Genomic DNA, 22,505 nt, shown 5'->3' on the forward strand with positions numbered 1-22,505 from the left:
CATTTTATTTAAACTTCCAACATCATATCCCTTTATAATCCATCACCTTCAACTTTTTTTCAAGTTTAGTTGTGTCTTTCTGAATATCAACAAAGGTCACTTTAGCCATTGAAACAGCTGTTATTTCCACATGAATCAATACTTTAACCGCATACCTAACCTTTTTTCTTGGTAAGAAGAAAAATAGAAATTTTTCTGTGTAAGTTTCCTTAATTGCAGAAAGTATTTCAATATTTAAAGGGGTAATCTGTAAGAAGACATCTTCACTTCCCGCCATGATTTTTTTCTGGACCTTAGAAATGGCATCTGAAAAAGCACTCTGTTTCGTCGCCCCTTGTCCTGATACTTCAACCGTTTCCTTTCGACTAACTGTAATCGTTTCCAATTTTCTACGCTCCAAATTTCTTGATATAGGCCTCGGCTAATGCTTGCCCTAATTCTTCCGTATCCATAAACCCAAAACCTAAAGCTTTAATGCCGTCATTAATCGCTGTCACACCTTCGCCAACTGAGCGCATGCTGTGTCTTTCTGGATAGCCATATTTGGTTTTCGCCGTGATGGATCCTGCGCCACCACTCCCGCAAAATGAAATGCCAAAGTCTGCATCTTCTGCTTTCATGACATCACCTAATCGCATATCTGCGCCCATTCCTGGCACAACGATAGCGATACCTCCTGCTGCCTCAACACCTTTTGCAACATTTTGACCTTTACCTAATCTGTCTGCAATCACTACTTTTACCATTTTAATCTCCTCTACTTTTCTTAATTTTCTTTTGCTGATTCAAAATGAATCGATAATAAATATTTTTCATCTGGTGATAGATGACCAATTCTTTCAACAATTTTTTCTGCTAACTGCAGCGATGTCTGAGAAATTTCCGAAAATAGTTGGGCATCTACTTCGGGTATAGTCAGTCCTTCTTTGGATCTGTTCACCATCTCATTGACATGATTGGCCAAAATGCGCCACTGTAAGTCAGTTGGTTTAACTGCTATTGCTTTAAGCGACGCTTCAATTTCTTGCATCACAGTTTGAACTTCTTCCGAAAGTTCTAGTTCATGATACAAGTCTATTAATACATCAGTCACGTTCCTCTCTCCCCTCTTTTATGAGGTATTCAGTAATCGCTCTTACTTCATTCTCATTAATTGCTAACTCGTATTGATTGAAAATGGCTTCAATCTTGCTTAAAATGTTACTTGAAAATACAACAGGAGCTGTCTCTTGATATTGCTTATTAAAAATAATCCGGTGAACTGTCAGCAAGATATGCAGTAAGAAACCTTCACTGAACTCTGGTCGGAGCTTATCCTGAAACAACTGTTTCAAGGCTTCATAGACCATAAAGCCTGTCACAATCGTCTCTTGATTTAAGTCACCAATTGACTGAGATTTGGGCATATCTTTAAATTTAATCGTTGGTAGATGGCCTTTTCCTTCTGCTAATAAAGTCTTAACCTTTTTTTGAATCAAAGCCATATCCTTTTCAGAAGCCAAGGGCTTTACCTGTAAAACTGGGATATCTTGGCTGTCAATCGGAAAAGCACTAATAATCAACTCTGGTTCTGTCTGAGCAACAATTCGAGGATAATTTAGAACACTGGCAAACCCAGCAATTTCAATGCCCTCAATTTCGCTACTCATTTTCTGCTGTAGGAAAGATGTCACGCCTAAACCAGTGGCACAGACATACACCGCACGGATTTTTCTCTCACCATTGCCAACCCGCTCTTTTGAGGTCATAAAATGAAGTGTGATGTAGGAAATAAACGACTCGTCCTGTGCCATTTTAGTTCCTAATTCTCGTGTCACACTTTGCCTGATTTTGGTAAATAAAGGCATCTCATTTGCTTTGATTTCCTTCAAGAAAGGATTATATTCATTCAGATAATGATGCGTTCGTTCCAAACTCAGGGTCAGATGTGCCACTAAATTCTGAAATAAGATACTATCTTCATTGAATGGTATTTGCGACGCATTGCTTACGAACTCAATGACTCGACTCGTTAAATCCAAGACATTGATAGCAGCCGTAGAGATATTTAAATCGCCATAAACATAATCGTATTCTGCTTTGAACAAAGGCTTATGATAAATTTTCCCTATTTCGCTTAGAAGAGAAACTGTAAAACCTGTTTGTTCCTCTGTATCTAGTAATTCCTCGCTATTTTCAAGTGGACACTCCTCAATTAAGCGGACCAATGAAATTGTCAATCTTAGCGCTAAAGTGAAAATCTCAAAATAAGACGTATTATGAATGTTTTGTTCCGAAAGATGTGTCGCGATTAATTTGAGCACATAATCATAATAAACCGAAAATGCTGGCGGTAAAATGGAATCAAAATAATTAACTTGTGCCTCTTTTTCAAACTGACTCACTCTCGACATCATCATAAACAAATCGTAGTCAGTAAAATTTTCCTGAATGAGCTTTTCCAATAGCAAGCGTCGTTGTCGTTCATCACCTGAGACACTGAACCCTAAATGATTGGCGACTAATCGGAGATTATTTTCGCTAAAAAAAGTTTTAATTTGCTGTAAATCAAAAATAACTGTATTTTTGACAACACCATATTCATCAGAAAAAGAGGTTGAACTAATCGGTGCTTCAAATAATAAGAGTTGCATCATCATTTGTTTTTTCCGCATCTCAGCGTAAATCGGTGCTGATAATCGTTCGGTTGCTAGTAATTGATTCAATAAATTTTTACAGGTTAACTCATCTCCTTCAACAAAGTAACCAACACCAGGTTTGGAAATGAGTGAAACCTGCGCTTCCTTCAACCATTTCCGAATATTTGCCATATCACTTTTTAACGTTCTAGGGCTAATTTTATTCAAAGCAGCTAACTCATTTGCTGTTTTAGATGTACGGGATGATAATAATTCTATCGTCGTATCAATTTCCCTTTGCGTTAATTGCATTTGATTTTCCCCTTTCTGAGAGCTCACTTCAAGGCTCTTGAAACTTAACCTACGCTTACGCGCCCGTCCAATCAGGAGGCAGTGGTCCCGAATCGTAGGTCGCTCAATGTCTTACATGATTAGTATACCTTGAATTCTTAAAATGCGAAATACAGTTAAATTGCACGAATTATTCGTGCAACTAATTATCGCTTTATTTTTGATAAAAAAAACCTCTAACCATAATCTAAAGTTAGAAGGAACTATCTTATACTCGTTCACTTTGAATCAATTTGAAAGCAGAACATATTAAACTTCATAATGTAAAAAATAAGGTGTTTTTTCCGAATCACAATAGATAATACTATATTCTACAAGTCTATGTCGATCATCAAATGATAAACGGCTCCGTTTCAAACAAATATCTGAAATATCTGGTATGACTTCAGTCACATATTTTGGCGTTTTTTGAGCAATAATGGTATCTTCGATATTATGAATTGTAAAATTTTGTTTGACTAAAAAAGTGTAAAGAGAAAAATTATCATCAGCTACTTTTGGTAGAGACATGGTATTCATCACAGGAAAGTAGTGTTTAACGAAAAAAGTTGCGACATCATCTAAGTAAAAGATACGATGAATTTCATAAATTTGTTCATCTTCAAATTTCTTATTAACCACTGAATCTTCAGATTTTCCCACATAAACAATCTGACTTCGAATCTCAAAGCCCATGTCTACTAAAATCTGAATATAAGCTTTCACTGAATTAAATGTATTAACCGGTCGATTACTGATGACTTTGGTTCCTGAACCACTTTGTTTGAACAAGTAACCTCTTTCGACAAGCAAGTCAACTGCCCGACGTATCGTAATTTTGCTTACACCAAAGATTTCAACTAACTCATTTTCTGTTGGAAATAAACTCCCAACTTTATATTTTCCCTTAATCAAGTCGGATTTTAAGGCATCAAAAACTTTTTGATATAAAATCTGATTTCTTTGCTTCATTTCTATTTCCTCTCATCTTTAACCCAGCTTAACAAAAATGGGTAGCGCCTCACATTGCCTAATCTGCGCCGCAATAAAATCCTGCGCATCGTTAAAGACAATTTCCTCAAACTCACGATCATCAAATGTTAGATTAAAACGATAACTTTCTTCATCATCACCGTTTTTGACAATGTAACCATAAGTTTCTAGTGTCTTAACAAAAATATCTGGACGTTTTTGCTTGACGACATCTTTTTTAGCAAATTTAAGTAGAAATGTCGTCATATATTTCAGCGCATAATCCAGATTAACATCACCGATAAGTTTAAATATTTTTTCCTCAAATGGTGTCAAGGCTACCCGTTTTTCAACATGATAAAAATAATTCGCTAAATTTTCAGTTTTCCGAGCATAGTCAGATGAAAAATGTAGGGTAATGCCATTGGTCTGATTCCTTAATGTTTGCTGGACTTGCGAGGTCTGAATTTTTGAGATGAGTTCAGAACCTGCTGCCACAAAAAATGGCTGGTCAAAAACGAGCTGTTGCGGGGCAGTCTCAGGTAAAGTCAAATCAAAATCGGCATCGGTAAATACCTGAAATTGATTAGTATAGCGCTTATCAACGCGTGAAATCAAACCGGCTTGGACAAAATCTTCAATCTGACGTTCCAGATTTGGCTCATCACCAAAAGTTGCTTTGATTTTGCGCAGGGTCACATCTTCGTGATTCGCCAAAAGATCAATCAGCTCTTGGAAAAAGGGGCGCTGGGTTAAGCGATTATGATTGAAAATCTTAATTGGCATCTGTTAGGGTTCCTATATATTCTAAAGCTGAAAATCTTGCGATTTGGTCTGGGTTACTCCCCAACTGTCCTAATGGCACAGCCACACCTAGCTGGTCAAAATAAGCTTGCCAGTAGTCAGAGATAAGTTTTTCTCCGTCACCAAAAGTCATCGCCGTTTCTGGTAGTTTGACCTGATTGGCAAAAGCTGTGATGACCAACTGTGAGCAGTAAAATGCGTCCCCATCTGGATAAAAGCTGTGGTTATAAGGCTTGCCAAGGTGTTTTCCGGCTTCTAACAGTACGTCAGGCGCAACAATATCAGCCACTCTAAAACAGTCAACCTGCGGATGATTCGACAAAAAAGCAACCAAAGTTTCCTCGATGACACCCTGTCTAGGGGTGGCGTGGATGATGGTCGTTTCACTGGTGGCAATGGCAACATGGTTATAAGCGCCGGTAGACTCAGAAATGGCGGCAGCAAATTCATCCCCATCATTGAGGCGTGTTTTGACAAAAAGTAAATCCGCTGATTTTAATTGTGGGGTCATGATTTTCATTATACCAAATTTTTATCATTTTTGTCGCCTTTCTCAGCCACAAAAATGTTTGATGTTTTAAATTTTGATATCCTTGTGTCAATCATCCAAAAAATACGATTTACGCTGTAAATTCTTGCTTCCTCGCACAGCTCGGTGCAGAGAAATATGGCTTACGCCACTAAATCTTGCTTCCTCGCACAGCTCGTCGCAGAGAAGTATGGCTTACGCCGTAAATTCTTGCTCCCTCGCAAGCTCGGTCGCAAAAAATATGGCTTAAAAAAAGCACGCTCACGCGTACTTTCTTATAAACCATAACTCTTGCTTTCTCGCTTGCGCTCGGCGCAGAGAAATATGGCTTACAAGCCGTATTTCTTGTTGAAACGGTCCACACGGCCGTCGGCTTGTGTGAATTTAGCTTTACCAGTGTAGAATGGGTGTGAATCTGATGATGTTTCCACACGGATCAATGGGTATGTGTTCCCATCTTCCCATTCAACAGTTTCTTTTGAGCTTTTTGTAGAGCCGCTCAAGAATTTATAACCTGTTGACGTATCCATAAATACAACTGGTCCATAATTAGGATGGATGTCTGCTTTCATGTTCGATATTTCCTTTCTGCCTTGGGCTGTTTGCCAGTCCAAAGTAATCAATACTTATCTATTTTATCAAAGTTAGTAACCATTTTCAAGTCTAAAAATCAATTTTCATCGACTAATTTAATGTCAACACCAAGCGAGGTCATTTTCTCGATGATATTGTCGTAACCACGCAAAATGAACTCAACATTTGAAATTTTAGTTTCGCCATCTGCCATCACACCGGCATTGACCAAGGCAGCGCCTGCCCGCAAATCTGTCGCCATAACTTCTGCACCGTGCAAGTCATTCGGAGCATGATAGGTAATCTCACCATTATTGGCTATGATATTGGCCCCCATACGTGCCAGTTCAGCTGCATGGTTAATCCGTTTTTCATAGATGGTGTCAATAACTTTCCCACGACCATTGGTCATCAAAAGTAAGGGGGTAATCGGCTGTTGCAAGTCGGTCGCAAACCCCGGATAAGGCACGGTTTTGATATTAACCGCTCTGAGATTGTCTGATTTCAAAACTTCAATCGAATCATCTCGAATAATCATCTGAACGCCCATTTCCTCGAGCTTGGCAATGAAAGACTCCAGATGTTCGTAAATCACGTTATTGACGATAACACCGTCACCAAAAGCTGCGGCAAGACTTAAATAAGTCCCTGCTTCAATCCGGTCAGGAATGACGGTATGACGCGCACCACCCAATTTTTGAACGCCATCAATGCGAATGACATCTGTTCCCGCACCACGGACTTTTGCGCCCATATTATTGAGCAGCGTTGCCACATCGATAATTTCAGGTTCACGCGCCGCATTTTCAATAATCGTCCGACCTTCAGCCTTAACAGCAGCCAGCATGGTATTAATCGTCGCGCCAACTGAGACCATGTCCATGAAAATCGTCGCAGCGTGCAAAGGCGCACCATCAGTCGTCAAATGCATGGCATTTTCCTTAAAGGTCATGCGGGCACCCAAGGCCTCAAACGCCTTGATATGCAGATCAATCGGACGCGGGCCTAAATCGCAACCACCCGGCAACCCAACCGTCGCCTCGCCAAATTTCCCCAACAAAGAGCCGTTAAAATAATAAGAAGCGCGCAAAGAATTAATCTTCCCGTAAGGCAAAGGCTTCGACTCGACACCGCGCGGATCAATCGTCACAATCCCCGCCTCAACGTCGCGCTCGACTTTAGCACCCATGATTTCCAAAATCTCAATCAGGCTCGCCACATCTGAAATATCCGGCACACCCTCTAGTGTCACCACATCATCCGCCAAAATAGTTGCAGGAATCAGGGCAACAACTGAATTTTTAGCACCAGAAATCGTCACTTCGCCCGAAACGCGTTTACCACCATTAATTACTATTTTTTTCATTTATTTATTAAAGTCCAATTCTTAAAATTCAAATTCATGCCTGTCTATTTTACCATAAAAAAGCAAATTTATCATCCCGATGAGACAACAAAAAAGTAGGAAAATTTTCCTACTTTTTCAAAACTATTATTTAAGTTATTCAAAGACAAATTGATTGTGATAAAGTTCGGCATAGAAACCATTTGGCACGTGCAAAAGCTCCTGGTGACTGCCTTCTTCAATGACAACGCCATCTTTTAGCACGACAATCTTATCGGCATTCAAAATCGTTTTCAGACGATGGGCGATGACAAATGATGTCCGACCCGCAATCGCAGCCTCCATTGCCCACTGGATTTGTTGCTCTGTGACGGTATCAACGTTTGACGTTGCCTCATCCAAAATCAAAAGTTTTGGATTGGTCAAAATCGTCCGTGCAATCGAAATCTGTTGTTTTTGACCCGTTGAAAAGACATTTTCATCATCGTCAACGATGGTGTCGTATTTATCAGGCAAGCTATCGATAAATTCATGGATATGCGTTGTTTTGGCTGCTGTGATGATTTCCTCATCTGTTGCATCAAAACCAAACTTGATATTATCCTTGATCGTACCGCTGAACAAGACTGAGTCTTGGAGGACAATCCCGACGCCACGGCGCAGTGAGTCCAAATCCATATCGCGGATGTCAACGCCGTCAAATTTAATGCTACCATTATCCACATCATAAAAACGGTTCATCAGGTTCATAATGGTTGTTTTACCTGAACCGGTCGGACCAACAACGGCGACCATTTGACCTTTTTTGACGTTAATGCTGACATCTTTCAGAATCGGTTTACCCGGTAGATAGCTGAAATCGATGTGGTCGATTTGAACTTCGGTCTTGATTTCGTCGAAAATCACACCATTCTCAGGGCGAACTTCTTCTGGTTCGTCAAACATTTCTTGCAAACGACGCGCGCCTGTCACAGCCATTTGAAGCTGTGAAAATGATGATGAAATTTGCATCACGGGCTGGTAATATTGTTGTGAATACTGGACGAACATGACAACCAAACCAAGCGCTGCGGCGGTTGACATGGATTTATCATTAAGGGCAATCATCGACCCTGCAAAAATGACGATGGCCAGATTGACAAAGCTCATGCCATTCATCACTGGCATCAGCATCCCTGAATAAACTTGACCTTTAAAAGTCGCTTGCCGGACTTTGTTATTTTGTTTGACAAAACCGTCAATCGCATCTTCTTCTAGACCTTCAACGATGATGACTTTTTGCCCTGAAATCTTCTCATCCATATAGGCGTTGAGTTTCCCGACTTCATCTTGTTGCAAGTCGATATATTTCTTGGCCTGACGAATGATTATCACGACCAGTAAAATGGCAACTGGTGTTGAAGCCATGGTCACCCACGCAAGCGAGATATTTTGACGGAACATCATGATAATCACACCGATAAACATGGCAGCCTGTGTCGCAACAAGGACGAGAGATTGATTGAGCGAGTTTTGAATATTATCCAAGTCTGACGTAAAACGACTGAGAATATCCCCATCTTGATGACGATCAAAAAATGAAATCGTCAAGCGTTCAAGCTTGCCAAACAAGCCTTTGCGCATCGCATTGGTTGAATGAGAGACAATCCGACCAAAGAGCACCTCGTACATCAGCATGGCAATGGTCATGAAAACATAAGATAGGAGCAATTTCCACATGATACTGAAAAAAACTGTTTTTTCAGGGGTGTGTTTGGCTAAATCAACCAAGGCAGTCACATCCGTTGGCATGCCATTTTTGGTTAATTCCCCAATCATCGCTTGTGGCAATTCTGCCGGCACATGACCCTTAAAGGATGCGACGATTTTTTCAGCACCTTGGTGTTTGAAATAAGCTGTGACCCATTCTCCCAACTGTGTCAAGGCGTCGCCAATAAAGACAGGCACTTTGACCTGTAAATAAGTGGCAATGATAATCGTCAGTGTGATGATAAAAAATGAGACTTTGAATTTCTTGAAATAGTTCCAGAAAAACTTAATCGCTTTACTGTATTCTTTCATTAATCATCACTTCCTTTCTGTGTTTCATAGATTTCACGGTAGGTGGCATTATTTGCGACAAGGTCTTTATGCGTCCCAACACCGATGAGTTGACCCGCGTCCAAAACGAGAATCTTATCGGCATGGACAACGGATGAAATTTTTTGAGCAATGATAATTTTAGTCGTATTTGGCAGTTCGCCCGCCAATGCCTCTTGGACTAATTTTTCAGACTTGGCATCTAGTGCTGAGGTCGAGTCATCTAGAATCAAAATTTTAGGCTCGCCAATAACACCTCGGGCAATGGACATCCGTTGTTTTTGCCCGCCTGAGAAGTTGGTGCCGCGTTCTTCAACCGGACTCTCAAAGACATCCGCCATTTTTTCGATAAATTCACGCGCTTGCGAAATGGCACTGGCGCGTTTCATATCATCAACGGTGGCATCAGCTTTCCCATGTTTCAGATTCTGAGAAATCGTTCCTGAAAAGAGAATCGCGCGTTGTAAAACGATAGAAACGGTCTCACGCACGGTGTTTCGGCTAAGGTCACGCAAATCTTGACCACCGATTTTAATCGTTCCTTCTGTTGGATCAAACAAACGTGGGATGAGTTGGGCAAGGGTTGATTTTCCTGCACCAGTCGCCCCAACAACACCAACTAATTCGCCAGCTTTAATACTAAATGACACGTCTTTGAGCGTCGGTTCATCATCTGTTGGATAGGTAAAAGTCACATGATTAAATTCAAGATTACCCGTCAAATCTTGGTCTGGAACATCTTTAAAAGTCATGGCTGGTTCAGTGTTGATGACCTCGCCAATCCGTTTCAGTGAGATGAAGGCACGTGAGGCCATCATCGACATCATACCACCCATAATAATGGCAAACATGATTTGCATCATGTAAGTCATAAATGAGGCGATACCGGCTAAATCTTTAGGTTCTTTGTGCACATAAGTTGAGACAAACCAAATCGCGCCAAAAATCGCCAAATATGCCGCAAAGGTAAAGGCTGGAATCATGGCAGAAAAGATATAGCTGACAATCAAATTATGACCGAGCAATTCATCTGAATTGGCATCGAATTTCGCTGCTTGTTCTTTTTCTTGGACAAAAGATTTCACGACGCGTGTGCCACGGAGATTTTCCTTGGCAATACCGTTGAGTTTATCCATCAAGGTTTGGAAAGCGCTGAAGTGTTTGCCCATGCTACCCATCGAAACGCCTGTAATCAGGACAATGACGACAACCAAAAGGACGATAATCCACCATAATTTAGGCAAAGTTTGAATGGCTAAAATGAATGAGCCGACAAATAAAAGCGGGACACGCAGCAAAATTTGAAACAAAATCATAATCAAGTTCATGACTTGGTTGACATCATTGGTCATACGGACAACGAGGTTGCCGGCATTAAATTTCTCAATATTGGCATAAGAAAAACTTTGAATTTTTCGGAATGTCTGTTCCCGTAAATCAGCTGAGACGCCTTGGGCAATCTTCGCCGCAAAAATCGTGTTGACCACGCCTGCTAAGAGACCAATCCCTGCGATAATAATCAGCTGAACCCCATAATCTGTAATTTTCTCTTTATCATTGTTGGAAACAGCCTCAAGGACTTTGGTTAAGATTTGTGGCTGCCAAAGCGTCGTGCCCACGACCAAAATGACCATGGCAAGCGACCCTAGCGCCCAAAACTTGTAGTGTTTAATGGCTTTAATCAGCATTTATTTTCCCCTTTCTGCACTTTCATTTCCTGAAAGCCTAAAGCTTGACCGCCATTGGCACTATGTCCAGCGGGGTCATTCGCGATCTTTCCCATTCTAACATATTATTTAATATTTTTCTGTTTACAAAATCTAAAACTTGATAAAATTTGTTATAATAGAAAGATGAAAAATTCACGCTATCAAGACTTGAAATTAGCCGAACGTGGCGCCCTCATCAGTATCTGGGCCTACCTCATCCTGTCCATTCTCAAACTCGTCATTGCCAATACGACACACTCTGAAAGTTTGCGGGCGGATGGCTTTAATAATATCACAGACATCATGGGTAATATCGCTGTCCTGATTGGCCTGAAAATCGCAAGACGGCCTGCGGATGACGACCATACCTACGGTCACTGGAAAGTTGAGTCCGTTGCCTCGCTCATTACCAGCTTTATCATGTTCGTCGTTGGCTTTTTTGTCCTGAAAGATACGATTACAGCCATCATCAATAACGAGCAGACAGTTGTTGATTTGACAGGGTCTATCGTTGGCATCTTCTCCGCCATCATCATGCTCGCCATTTACTTCTATAATCGCAATCTCGCGCTACGGTCTAAAAGCTCAGGTCTGATGAGTGCCGCTAAAGATAATCTGTCCGACGCGGTTACCTCTATCGCCACCTCCATTGCAATTTTCGCCGCTAGTTTTAATCTGACCATCATTGACCGACTGATGGCGGTAATTATTACCGTCTTTATCTTCAAAACAGCCTATGACATTTTTGCTGAGGCGGTCTTTAGCCTCTCTGACGGCTTTGACGAAGAAAAAATCGACACCTACACAGCTGCCATTGCCAAGCTGCCCAAAGTCATGGCGGTTAAATTTATCCGCGGGAGAACTTATGGCAGTAATATTTTCCTCGACGTCGTCGTCGAAATGTCGCCTGACCTTTCCGTGTTCGAAAGCCACGAAGCAACGGAAGTGATTGAAAACGCTTTAAAACAAGAATTCGATGTCTTTGATGTAGATGTGCATGTCGAGCCAGCGATATTGCCTGACGAGGCACGTGATGCTAGTTTGGCACTTGTCATTCTAGGCTTGGAAGAACAAGTCTTGAATGGCTTAGATGAGACACTGCTTGCCGAGCATTTCACAGAAATTCGAGCTGACGGTCTTGAAATTGACAAGGCTCAAAAACTTTTAGAACAACATGAACACCTTGCCATTGCAGGCTTTAAGCCAGAACGTATTTCAAAAAAAACCTTTGTCATCACTTATCACTATTTTGAACAAGGCCAAAGTTTTGCAGTCACAAGCATTTGGCGCAGAAAAACTGACTGGTACTGTGAAGCGCGTCAGTTGACCTTAATCGCTTAAGCATACATACAAAAAAGTGAGCCACTCGACTCACTTTTCTTCTACCTTAAATTGCTGCTTCCGCTACTTGTAAAGCCTTGTCATAATTCGGTTCTTCTGTCATCTCAGACAAAATTTCAGCATAGATGATTTGACCATCTTTAATCACAAAAACGCTACGGGCTAATAGATTGGCCTCAGTCATGACGAGACCGTAGCGCTTGCCAAATTCATTTTTGACATCGGATAAAATCGTCATATCAACGCCCTCAGCGGCACACCAGTTGGCTTGTTCTTCTGCCGTATTGTTAGAAATAGAAAGAAAGGTAATTGCTTTATGGGCTGCAGCTTCTTGATTAAAGCGACGCGTTTGAAGGGAACAGACGCTGGTGTTAATGTCTGGAAAAACACTGATGATAATTGGGCTTGGCAATTTTGACAAAGTCACGATAGTATCATGCTGATCTTTCAAGCTAAAATCAGGTGCTGAACCCGTTGTCAGTGGGGTAATTTCAGTAAATAGGTCACCAAATCTTGTAATTTTCATAGGTTGTCTCCATATCCTTTTTCTTTCATTATAATAAAAAATCGTCTGAGTTCACACTCAAACGACTTAGATATTATAAACGTGCGTTTAATTCTGCACCGAGTGCTTCAAAGCCTGGTTTACCAAGCAAGGCGAACATATTTTTCTTGTAAGCTTCAACCCCTGGTTGGTCAAATGGATTGACACCATTGAGGTAGCCGGAAAGACCAATCGCGATTTCAAAGAAGTAGATGAGGTAACCCAATGTAAAGGCATCTTGTTTCTTGATGGTCACAACTGAGTTCGGCACACCACCGTCAGTATGAGCAAGCAAGACACCTTGGAAAGCTTTGGTATTGACGAAGTCAACATCTTTGCCTTCAAGATAGCCAAGACCGTCAAGATCTTCTGCTTCTGTCGGGATGTTGATGTTCAAGGTTGCTTCTTCAATTTTAATCACTGTTTCAAAGAGGTTACGGCTACCTTCTTGGATAGATTGACCGATGGAGTGCAAATCTGTTGAAAAGTTAGCTGATGTTGGGTAAATGCCTTTGTAGTCTTTACCTTCTGATTCGCCAGCTAATTGTTTCCACCATTCGCTGAAGTATTGGAGTGATGGTTCATAGTTAGCCAAGATTTCGATGGTTTTACCTTTGCGGTAAAGGATATTACGGAGAACAGCGTATTGGTAAGCTTGGTTGACTTTCAAGTCTGGTGTGCTGTATTCTTCACGGGCTGCTGCTGCACCATCCATCAAAGCTTGAATATCTGCGCCACTTGCTGCGATTGGCAAAAGACCAACCGGTGTCAAGACTGTGAAACGACCACCGACAGCATCTGGTACGACAAATGATTCCCAACCTTCTGCATCAGCTTGGACTTTAACCGCACCTTTTTCTTTATCAGTTGTGGCGTAAATGCGTTTGTTCGCTTCTGCTTGACCATATTTTTTGATCAAAAGTTCTTTGAAGACACGGAAAGCGATAGCAGGCTCTGTTGTTGTCCCTGATTTCGAGATGACATTGACAGAGAAATCTTTATCGCTAACGTAGTCAACGAGTTGTGACAAGTAAGTCGATGAAATGGAGTTACCAGCGTACAAAATTTGTGGCGCTTGGCGTTTTTCTTTTGAGTCAAGGTTGACAAATGAGCTGTTCAAGAAATCAATCGCTGCTTTTGCCCCAAGGTATGACCCACCAATCCCAATGACGACTAATACATCACTGTCAGATTTGATTTTTTCAGCTGATGTCAAAATGCGATCAAATTCTGCTTTGTCGTAATCTTTTGGCAAATCAATCCAGCCTGTAAAGTCTGACCCTTGACCAGAACCATCACGCAAGGCAGCATCAAATGCTGTCACTGCTGGCTGTAAGTAGTCAAATTCGTGCTGAGCAACGAACGGTAAAGCTGTTTTGTAATCAAATTTAATGTGTGACATGTTTTCTCCTTATTTGAACTTCAAGCTAACTTCTTGTCAACACCTAAGTGATAAATCACTAAGGCACGTTGCCTTTAGCTTTTTCGTATGCCGCTAAAGCGACAACTGCAATGCCATAGGAAAATAGATGATTTCTGAACCTGCGCAAGCGCAGAAGTTTCACCCGCGACGAGTCATCACAGGAGCACCATAAATCCCTAATTTTCTACAGAAGTGATGCGACTATGTCGCATCACTTTCAGTATCATGCTTTAATGAATTGGTGTGGGAACACACGTTTCTCTTAACGCTCATGCGCCAAGTTGAGTTTTTAGCAAACTTTTATACTAAAAAAATCAATTTGATTCATTTTACCGCTTTTTACTGTTTTTTTCAAGGATTTTATCACCAATTTGCGACTTATTTTCCAAAGATACTGCTAGTGTTTCCTCGTGTCATCTTAAACATAAAAATTAATGTTATTTTTCGTGTCCATTACTAATCTGAACAACGACCGTGCAAGTCAGCGGGACAAACTCATTCAGCGCACTCTGACCGACAACCATGCCTTTGGTTTCAGAGCTATTCACATATTGTACTTGATATATTATATTTGCCCCTTTCGACGTATAATCATTGTAGAAAGTGCCCTGCAGCTCGCCCTCAGTTTGCCCTTTCAAATCCTTGATGTAGACACGCCCGAGCGAGTAGGTCGCCGTAATATCTGGTATCGTATCTTTGGCAAAATACTGAGTGCCCGCAGCAACAGACTGGCTGATAAAGCCACCGTAGGGGATGGTATCGCTATAAACTTGTTTTGAAATGACCGGTAGATTTTTCGCTGCGCCACTTGATTGGTCAAAAGTAAACTGTGAAAAATCAGGGACAGTCATCGGTTTACCAAGAGAAAGCGTGATCGTAATCGTATCTGCTTTCGAGACTTTCTCCCCCTTAGCAACTGACTGCGACATCACTTTATCAGCCTCAATCGTTTCACTGCCAGCAGTCTCAAAGGTGACTTTAACCCCCTTTTCCTTACTCCAAGTGTTGATTTGTTCTTTGGTTTGACTCGAAAAATCAGGCACTTCAATATTTTTAACCACAGGCTCTTTCCCTTTAGAATAGTAAAGAGTCAGGTTGTCTTCCCGTTTAAAGTCAGCCGCCGTGACATCTGGATTGGTAAATGTCTGCTTGAGATAGGTATCTTTTGCGACTGTCTCCGAATAGTCAAGCTGCACGGTTGTGTTGTCAAGTTTATTTTTCTTGATAAAGTCACGCGCTTCAACAACTGACAACTTAGAAAAATCTGGAAGTTCAATTTTTTCTTTAGGGTCTGCGCCCAGACTAACGGTCAGTTTAACTGTTTTTTTCTTGGAAATTGTCCGATTTTTGTCTGATGCTTTGATGATTTGATTAACCTTTTTGTCAAAGTTATAGACACGGTCAACATCTAGCTTGACCTTATGCTCATCCGCCCAAGTTTGTGCTGTACTCACAGATTTCCCTATGAAATCAGGTACCTTAATATGCGTCTGAGCATAATAAAACCAGGCAATGCCAGATACCGCTAGAAGGCTGACGCCGGCAATGATGGCTCGCTTTATCTTCTGTTTTTTGGCAAAAGATTGATCCTTGACCAGCAGTTCATCATCCTGAGAAGCCGTTAAATTGCTCAGAAAGGCCTCCAACTCATCATTCAATTCATTTTCTGGCTCATTTTCTGATAAATCGTCAGTCAAGCTATCATGAGAATCGTCATTAGCTAGCTCATCTTCTGGACTGTCATTGATGACATCTGGCGCCGTCTCATCTGCTAGCGTCTCACAAGACGCACTAGCATCCGATACTTCAGAGCCTACGTCTGTCACATCATCTGTGGCTGCGTCAATCGTCTCTAACCTAACAGGTTCAGCTGCTGAATTTTCTGATACCATGTCCGGCAAGTCTGTTTCGGGCGTTACATCCTTCCGGTCAGTCCCATCCTTTTGGTATTTATCACGCGTAAAATTAGATAGAAAATCACTCATTAATTAAATTTCCTTTTTTCAAACGGTAGGTCACATCTGATTTTTCAGCCACTTCTTGGGAATGGGTCACAACAATCACAGCCTTATCATTTTCATGTGCCAAACGCTTAAAGATAGAGACAATCTCAGCTTCCCGCTCTTCATCAAGATTACCAGTTGGTTCATCTGCTAGGATGACATCACTATTGGTCGCAAGCGCACGGGCAATGGCAATCCGTTGCTGCTCGCCACCTGATAATTCGCTGACTAAACGGTCAGCCTTTTCACGCGTAATCCCGATATAATCCAAGAGATTATAGGCTACCGTTTTTTGGTCGGCAGGTAAATCATTATCCGTGATGTCCATGGCGACAAGGATATTTTCAACAGCTGTTAAATAAGGCACCAGATTATTATTTTGAAAGACAATCGAGACTTTATTACGACGGTAACTGTCAAGCCCGATCGTCTGAATATCTGTCCCTTCAAACAAAACTTGTCCTTCTTTTGCCACATCCAATCCCGCAATCATTGACAGAAAAGTTGTTTTGCCAGAGCCAGATTCACCGACAATGGTATAGAATTTTCCTTTTTCAAAGCTCACCGACACGTCACGCAAAATATAGTGTTGCATATCACCGTCTTGGTAGTAATAATTCAAGTTTTTAGTTTCAATAATCGACATAGCTCTTTACCCCAACAAGATTTTCTTTGGCTTTAATTTGAAGATATAAAGCGTTGATAGCAGGACTGACACAATGACTGTTCCCAGACCTGCGAGCAGGTAGGTCACGATATAAAACGGGGTGAATGAGACCACATAATTATCCGCGATTGTCGTCGCATCAACTGCCACACCCGTACTAAATATGGCAGAGGCACTCATCATGTTGCCACTCATCCCAGCAGTTGCAGCCTGACCGCTATCTGAACTGAGAAAGGCCTCTGACGCAAAACTACCCAGAAATTTCCCTGTAATCAGTGAAATCACCAAAGCAACAACGGCTACTGTTAAGACTTCAACCATGATTTGCAAAATGACATTTGACTTTTTGTCGCCAAGTGACAGATAAATCCCTAATTCCCGTTTTCGATCCCGCATAAAGAGCAAGATAACCAGTAGAATTAGGACAATTGACAACAGGACAGCAGCAATAATCACAGCCTTGGCAATTTTAGATAGCTTGTTAAATTGCCCTGCGATATTGTCAAATTCATCTGTTGCCGCCATCACCGAAAAGTATTTTGGTAATAGTGGCTTGGTGTCAGCTTTGAACTTTTCCAGATCATCCACTGATTTCAGCTGAAAAATCGGAATATAGTAGGGTCTAGAGGCAACTTCGGCATCCTCCTCAGTCATACCAGCCATCATATCAGGGTAGTCAGTCATGAGCATTTGTCTAAAGCCTTGTTCCATGGTGTAAACAGTTTTATTGGGCATGTAGAGCGTGTTATAATTTTCAAAATCAAATGCTTCTTGCCCTGTCCCATATGGGACAGCCGCTGCATGCACAACTGAACCACTAGACGCTTTACCAGATTGACCCGTTTTTTTCTGAACAGCCTCTAACACATCGTAAGTCCCAACAACCTTAACTTTCGTGTTAAATGATTTGCTGTCCTCAGGCTTACTTTCAGCATTATCCGTATCCATATCACCTAAGCCTTGTGTATTTTGGTCAATGGTCATCTCATCGCCGACATGAAGGCCATTTTTATCAGCAAACTTCTTAGAAATCAAAACAACATTTGACCCTTTTTTAACGTCATCTGCTGTGAAGACACTACCCTCAGCCAATTTAATTTTCCCTAAGGTAATATCCATCATTTTAGGATCTTGGACACCCCTAATTGAAATGTAATTGTTGGCATACGCAACATTTCCATCACTATCAGAAGTTTCTTTGTCTTCATTTTTTTTATCTGCCGTCGGATCATAAGTCTTTAGCAACTTCGACTCAAAGCCAGTCTGCTCAGAATAATCATAGTTTTTAACATAAGGACTAGCTGCAATTTTTTGGATGGTTTTTTCGGTTAAGGCTGAATAGTCAGCACCCGTTATACTTTCTAATTCTTTTTGTATCTTGGTGTTGCCCCAGTCTATCCCAACTGTTGCAATGGCACCCATTTGTTCTTTGGTCGTTTTCTCAACATTTTGTGTGGATTGCTGAATGATGACACTACCCGCTAAAATATTACCCAGTATAAAAATCACTGCAAACAAAATCAGTGATTTCGACTTTTGTCGTGTGACTGAGCGGATTGCTCGTTTAAAAAAATTCATAATTCTCCTTTTTTCCCTTGTTCATCTTTCATTTAGGCAGCATTTTAACAAACGCTTCAATCCTAAATATCCTGTGTTTTCTCCCTATGTGTACTATTATATATAGTACATATGTTTTTGTCAATGATAAACTCTGTGTTTCAAGTCACTCCGCCCTCAATCTTATAGAGAATTGAGCGATTATCACTCAGCCAAGACCAAGATATGCTACAATAAAAGATATGAAAACAAATTATGATACGATTATCATCGGTGGCGGCCCTGCGGGCATGATGGCGGCTATTGCCAGCAGTTATGATGGTCGCAAGACACTGCTGCTCGAAAAAAATAAAAAACTTGGTAAGAAGCTTGCCATGACAGGTGGCGGTCGCTGTAACGTGACCAATAACGGCACACTTGATGAGATTCTCAAAAATATCCCACATGGTAGCAAATTTTTATACAGTACCTTTGCCCAGTTCGACAACCATGACATTATCGCTTTTTTCGAGGATAACGGCACGCCCCTCAAAATCGAGGATCACGGTCGCGTCTTTCCGACGACTGACAAATCACAGACCATCATCTCCGCCCTACAGGCTAAAATGGTCGAGCAAGGTATCACGATTGCGACCAATTCAGAAGTTCTCTCGACGACCAAAGCGGACGACGGTAACTTCTTAGTCAAAACATCTGATACTGCCTTTTCAAGTCGCAAACTCATCGTCACGACTGGTGGCAAATCCTACCCGTCAACCGGATCAACCGGCTACGGTCATGACATCGCGCGACATTTTAAACTGAAAGTTACCGAGCTCAAACCCGCGGAAAGCCCGCTCACGACAGACTTCCCCCACAAGACCTTGCAGGGTATTTCCCTGCGTGAGATTACCCTAACCATCAACCAGCATCCCATTACGCACGACCTCCTCTTTACCCATTTTGGACTATCTGGCCCCGCTGCCCTGCGCGCTTCGACCTTTATCACGGGCAATGGGACTGATGAGGTCACGCTAGATTTTCTTCCCAAAATGTCTGAGGACGACATCTCTGACAAATTTGAACAGCTCCGAAACAAGTCTGTGAAAAACGTCGCAAAACTCCTGCTCCAAGAGCGTTTAGCTGAGTTTCTCATCACTACAGTAGGGATTGACCTAGACGCTAAAGTCAAACAAGTCTCTGTTAAAAAGTTAGCCCAACTCTACCATCTCATGAAAGTCTTTCCTATCAAAGTCACGGGTACCATGAGCTTGGCGAAATCATTTGTCACAGCAGGTGGTGTTGACTTGAATGAAATCAAACCCAAAACACTGATGAGTAAGACGGTGGAAAACTTGCATTTTGCGGGTGAAGTTCTGGATATTAATGCGCATACGGGTGGCTATAATATCACTTCGGCGCTGGCGACTGGCTGGGTGGCTGGGATAAGTTAAATTCGTTTGAAAAATGAACTTGCAGGTAATCTCCCGCAAGTTTTTTTGTCGTCTAGTGCATCAAATCTGCTTGACCGAACATCAAAAAACAAGCCATTCCAAGATGGCTTGTTTGCGTTCCTATTTTCTTGTTTTGAGTTTATAGAATCCCCCAGATTTCACGCGCATAAAGCTCAATCGTATCATCACTCGTGAAACGGCCTGAGTTGGCAATATTTTTCATGGCTTTGGCTTGCCAAGCATTTTTATCCTTGTAAAGCTCTGAGATATAGGCTTGTTTCGCCACATAATCATCGAAGTCTTCCAGTAAGAAATACTCGTCATTATAGGAAATCAAGGCATCCCAGATTTCATAGCCTTCATAGTGGGTATTTGGAATCGTGCCATCTGTAAAAGCATCCACGACACGTTTCAGTCTCGGATTATTGTCATAGATCTGGCGAGAATTATAGTCATGACGCGCATAGTGGTCATAAACGGCATCCTTGTCCATCCCGAAGATGACGATATTGTCTTCACCGACAGCATCTTTGATTTCGATGTTAGCACCGTCAAGCGTCGCAAGTGTGATGGCGCCATTCAACATGAATTTCATGTTGGAGGTGCCACTGGCTTCTTTTCCGGCGGTCGAAATCTGCTCAGAGACATCTGCCGCAGGCACAATCAATTCAGCCAAGCTGACATTGTAGTTTTCTAGAAAAACAACTTTCAGCTGATTTCTGAGGCTCTCGTCATGGTTAATCAAATTCGCCAATTCGTTGATGATTTTAATCACAGATTTGGCAAAATGATAACCGGGCGCAGCCTTAGCCCCGAAGAAGAAGACCCGCGGTGTGATGTCCAAAGTCGGATCATCTTTCAAATCTTGATAGAGTTTAATAATGTGCATGACATTGAGCAACTGTCGTTTGTAAGCATGGAGTCGCTTAACTTGGACATCGAAAATGGCATGAATTGGCAGGTCAATCCCTTGTGTTTTCTTGACATAATCAGCCAAGCGCTGCTTGTTGGCTTGTTTGACCTGATAAAAGTCATGCTGAATAGTCGGATCATCTAAGAAAGCTTCTAATTTTGATAATTCATGAACATTTGAGCGCCAGCCTTTACCGATTTGCTTGTCTAACAGCGCTGACATGTCAGGGTTGGCAATCTGACTCCAACGGCGTTGGGCAATCCCATTGGTTTTGTTGTTAAACTTCTCCGGATAGAGGAGATAAAAATCTTTGAGGACGTCTTCAATCAGTAACTCAGTATGGAGTTTTGCCACACCATTGACCGAATGACCACCGATAATCGACAGATTCGCCATGTGAATCTGACCGTTTTGGATGACACGCGTACGATCAATTATCGCTGCCTCGACTTTACCAGCCCATGTTTTGACAAACTGACGGTCAATCTCACCGACAATTTGATAAATTCTCGGTACGATTTCTTTGAACAGGTCTGCATCCCATTTTTCAAGGGCTTCGGAAAGGACTGTATGGTTAGTATAACTCATGACTTGCGTCGTCGTAGCCCAAGCGACTTCCCACTCTAAGTTATAGTCATCGATTAAGATGCGCATCAGCTCTGGTACTGCCATGGCAGGGTGCGTATCATTAATATGCACGGCGACTTTCTCGTGAATTTGAGCCATCGGCAAGCCCATCTTAGCATAAGACTTAACGATTGTCTGCAAACCAGCCGATACCATGAAATATTCCTGAATCAAACGCAACGATTTTCCCTCACGCGTCGCATCATCTGGATAGAGGACACTTGTAATATCCTCTATCCGACGACGATCAGCCAAAGTCGGATAATCCAACTCATATTTTTCAGGAATTTCCACATCCCACAGGCGCAAGTTATTGACCACATTGTTGTTAAAACCGATTTGTGTTATGTCATAAGGCACGGCATGAAGGGTCTTAACATTTTCGTAGACAGGTTTTAAATCGCCATTCTCTTGTGGAACAAGGTAGACGTTACCATAGATTTTGACGTCAACTGCCGCATGGGGTTTCTTGGTTTCCCAAACATTACCATCAGAAGGCAACCAAGCATCTGGCAGTTCGACTTGGTAGCCATTGACGATTTTTTGTTTAAAGAGACCGTACTTATATCGGATGCCATTCCCAAATCCCGGCGCACCAATGGTCGGTAGACTATCCATAAAGCATGACGCTAAACGTCCTAAGCCACCATTGCCCAGCGCCATATCGCGCTCAGCTGCAACCAAGTCCATCAGGTCAACATCTAGGTCAGCCAAGGCCTCCTGAACGAGGTCATAGATACCGAGGTTTAAAAGGTTCGTTTGGAGCATCTTGCCCGGTAAAAACTCGATAGAGAAATAATAGGCTGTTTTTTTCTGTTCTTTGACGATTTCGTCACGATGACGGAGCCAATCCGGCATCACGTAACATTTGATGAGTTTTGCTAAGGCAATAAAACGTTCATCTGCGGTCGCTTCAGCATTTTGAATCATGAAATCTTCATGCAGTCGCATTTTAAAATCTTCGATAATTTTTTCTTTGGTTAAGTGTATCACGATAGCCACCTTATCTTATTTATTATGTTTGGGATGTGTTAGCTT

Annotated in this window: 20 protein-coding genes; 3 read left to right on the top strand and 17 right to left on the bottom strand. The window is 41.7% G+C overall.

The features are described 5' to 3' along the window. Positions 1-22 precede the first annotated feature (22 nt). The 7 genes from RsY01_RS06795 to RsY01_RS06825 all read right to left on the bottom strand — a co-directional run bounded on the left by RsY01_RS06795 (position 23) and on the right by RsY01_RS06825 (position 5,235). Positions 23-385, bottom strand: a complete 363-nt coding sequence (locus RsY01_RS06795) for a DUF4312 family protein (RefSeq protein ID WP_157905791.1) — start codon at positions 383-385, stop codon at positions 23-25. A gap of 4 nt (positions 386-389) precedes the next feature. Continuing rightward, the gene (locus tag RsY01_RS06800) at positions 390-746 is read right to left on the bottom strand and encodes an SFCGS family glycine-rich protein (RefSeq protein ID WP_094784808.1); all 357 of its coding nucleotides are present in this window, start codon (positions 744-746) and stop codon (positions 390-392) included. Between the two features lie 20 nt (positions 747-766). Further along, positions 767-1,093, bottom strand: coding sequence for a PRD domain-containing protein (locus tag RsY01_RS06805; RefSeq protein ID WP_094784809.1), 327 nt, complete (start codon positions 1,091-1,093; stop codon positions 767-769). Continuing rightward, positions 1,086-2,930 carry a BglG family transcription antiterminator gene (locus tag RsY01_RS06810; RefSeq protein ID WP_094784810.1) on the bottom strand — a complete coding sequence of 615 codons (1,845 nt, stop codon included), beginning with the start codon at positions 2,928-2,930 and terminating at the stop codon, positions 1,086-1,088. Before RsY01_RS06810 ends, RsY01_RS06805 begins: the two co-directional genes overlap by 8 nt. Positions 2,931-3,218: 288 nt before the next feature. Further along, complete coding sequence (locus RsY01_RS06815) at positions 3,219-3,920, bottom strand: GntR family transcriptional regulator (RefSeq protein WP_094784811.1); 702 nt, start codon at positions 3,918-3,920, stop codon at positions 3,219-3,221. An 18-nt stretch (positions 3,921-3,938) separates the two neighbouring features. Beyond that, the gene (locus RsY01_RS06820; protein WP_094784812.1) at positions 3,939-4,706 is read right to left on the bottom strand and encodes a DUF1803 domain-containing protein; all 768 of its coding nucleotides are present in this window, start codon (positions 4,704-4,706) and stop codon (positions 3,939-3,941) included. Then, a complete protein-coding gene (locus RsY01_RS06825) occupies positions 4,696-5,235 on the bottom strand; it encodes a YiiX/YebB-like N1pC/P60 family cysteine hydrolase (protein WP_157905792.1) in 540 nt (179 codons plus the stop codon). Before RsY01_RS06825 ends, RsY01_RS06820 begins: the two co-directional genes overlap by 11 nt. A gap of 156 nt (positions 5,236-5,391) precedes the next feature. Here RsY01_RS06825 and RsY01_RS10915 point away from each other — a divergent pair, with 156 nt between their 5' ends. Continuing rightward, positions 5,392-5,541, top strand: a complete 150-nt coding sequence (locus RsY01_RS10915) for a hypothetical protein (protein ID WP_157905793.1) — start codon at positions 5,392-5,394, stop codon at positions 5,539-5,541. Positions 5,542-5,582: 41 nt separating this feature from the next. Here RsY01_RS10915 and RsY01_RS06830 read toward each other — a convergent pair whose 3' ends face one another. The 4 genes from RsY01_RS06830 to RsY01_RS06845 form a co-directional block, all read right to left on the bottom strand. Continuing rightward, a complete protein-coding gene (locus RsY01_RS06830; RefSeq protein WP_094784814.1) occupies positions 5,583-5,825 on the bottom strand; it encodes a type B 50S ribosomal protein L31 in 243 nt (80 codons plus the stop codon). 98 nt (positions 5,826-5,923) lie between these two features. Continuing rightward, positions 5,924-7,192 carry a UDP-N-acetylglucosamine 1-carboxyvinyltransferase gene (gene murA, locus RsY01_RS06835; RefSeq protein ID WP_094784815.1) on the bottom strand — a complete coding sequence of 423 codons (1,269 nt, stop codon included), beginning with the start codon at positions 7,190-7,192 and terminating at the stop codon, positions 5,924-5,926. A gap of 135 nt (positions 7,193-7,327) precedes the next feature. Next, entirely contained in the window at positions 7,328-9,232 is a 1,905-nt protein-coding gene (locus RsY01_RS06840; RefSeq protein WP_094784816.1) for an ABC transporter ATP-binding protein, read from the bottom strand. Then, on the bottom strand, positions 9,232-10,938 hold the full coding sequence (locus tag RsY01_RS06845) for an ABC transporter ATP-binding protein (protein WP_094784817.1): 1,707 nt from the start codon (positions 10,936-10,938) through the stop codon (positions 9,232-9,234). The genes RsY01_RS06840 and RsY01_RS06845 overlap by 1 nt, the downstream gene beginning before the upstream one ends. Positions 10,939-11,103: 165 nt before the next feature. On the opposite strand from RsY01_RS06845, the gene RsY01_RS06850 reads away from it, so the two are divergent. Then, entirely contained in the window at positions 11,104-12,300 is a 1,197-nt protein-coding gene (locus RsY01_RS06850; protein ID WP_094784818.1) for a cation diffusion facilitator family transporter, read from the top strand. Between the two features lie 46 nt (positions 12,301-12,346). On the opposite strand, the gene RsY01_RS06855 is transcribed toward RsY01_RS06850, so the two are convergent. The 5 genes from RsY01_RS06855 to RsY01_RS06875 form a co-directional block, all read right to left on the bottom strand. Beyond that, on the bottom strand, positions 12,347-12,826 hold the full coding sequence (locus tag RsY01_RS06855; protein ID WP_094784819.1) for a thiol peroxidase: 480 nt from the start codon (positions 12,824-12,826) through the stop codon (positions 12,347-12,349). 73 nt (positions 12,827-12,899) lie between these two features. Next, on the bottom strand, positions 12,900-14,246 hold the full coding sequence (locus RsY01_RS06860) for a glucose-6-phosphate isomerase (protein ID WP_094784820.1): 1,347 nt from the start codon (positions 14,244-14,246) through the stop codon (positions 12,900-12,902). 458 nt (positions 14,247-14,704) lie between these two features. Then, positions 14,705-16,252, bottom strand: coding sequence for a PASTA domain-containing protein (locus RsY01_RS06865; protein WP_094784821.1), 1,548 nt, complete (start codon positions 16,250-16,252; stop codon positions 14,705-14,707). Then, positions 16,245-16,916, bottom strand: a complete 672-nt coding sequence (locus RsY01_RS06870) for an ABC transporter ATP-binding protein (RefSeq protein ID WP_094784822.1) — start codon at positions 16,914-16,916, stop codon at positions 16,245-16,247. Before RsY01_RS06870 ends, RsY01_RS06865 begins: the two co-directional genes overlap by 8 nt. A 6-nt stretch (positions 16,917-16,922) precedes the next feature. Continuing rightward, the gene (locus RsY01_RS06875) at positions 16,923-18,515 is read right to left on the bottom strand and encodes an ABC transporter permease (RefSeq protein WP_094784823.1); all 1,593 of its coding nucleotides are present in this window, start codon (positions 18,513-18,515) and stop codon (positions 16,923-16,925) included. A gap of 221 nt (positions 18,516-18,736) precedes the next feature. On the opposite strand from RsY01_RS06875, the gene RsY01_RS06880 reads away from it, so the two are divergent. Continuing rightward, entirely contained in the window at positions 18,737-19,927 is a 1,191-nt protein-coding gene (locus RsY01_RS06880; protein ID WP_094784824.1) for a BaiN/RdsA family NAD(P)/FAD-dependent oxidoreductase, read from the top strand. 139 nt (positions 19,928-20,066) lie between these two features. Here the strand turns inward: RsY01_RS06880 and RsY01_RS06885 are convergent, their stop codons facing one another. Beyond that, positions 20,067-22,457: a glycogen/starch/alpha-glucan phosphorylase gene (locus RsY01_RS06885; RefSeq protein ID WP_094784959.1), complete on the bottom strand. Its 2,391-nt coding sequence runs from the start codon at positions 22,455-22,457 to the stop codon at positions 20,067-20,069. Positions 22,458-22,505: the final 48 nt, after the last annotated feature.

Origin of the sequence: Pseudolactococcus reticulitermitis (assembly GCF_002260845.1) — a bacterium.
In the GTDB taxonomy this organism is placed as follows: Bacteria; Bacillota; Bacilli; order Lactobacillales; family Streptococcaceae; genus Pseudolactococcus; species Pseudolactococcus reticulitermitis.